General features: G+C 45.4%; 1 protein-coding gene. It reads left to right on the top strand.

The features are described 5' to 3' along the window. Positions 1 to 370: murein transglycosylase domain-containing protein (locus AB4585_RS24810; RefSeq protein WP_372171407.1), on the top strand; the 370-nt coding region annotated here is incomplete at both ends.

Consider the following 370-nt stretch of genomic DNA (forward strand, 5'->3'; position numbering starts at 1 on the left):
TCAAGGTTTCCACTATCCATCGAAGCTTTCCTCGGGCGGCTTTACGTGATGCCATAATCACCACTCTTCTAACACCGGCTAATCCTGATGTGGTTGAATATTTTGATGAGAGCGCGATTGAGTTAGGTGGTGAACCTTTCCTGTACGGTCGGGTTCGTGATCATGAGGGCAATAGGTTGCGTTGGGAATGGCGAACTAGGCAGTATGCCGACTATTTGATTGAGCGCTATATGAAAACTGAAATAGTAGATTTTCATACCGCTCACTATGTGGAGTTTCCGTTTCGATATGATGGGCAAGTATTCTTGAGTGGAAAAGACTACAAGTACGCCGATTTGGTAAGGAAAGCGGCCAAGGAGCATCAAATAAG

Origin of the sequence: Vibrio sp. 10N.222.49.C9, assembly GCF_041474985.1 — a bacterium.
Lineage (GTDB): Bacteria > Pseudomonadota > Gammaproteobacteria > Enterobacterales > Vibrionaceae > Vibrio > Vibrio crassostreae_C.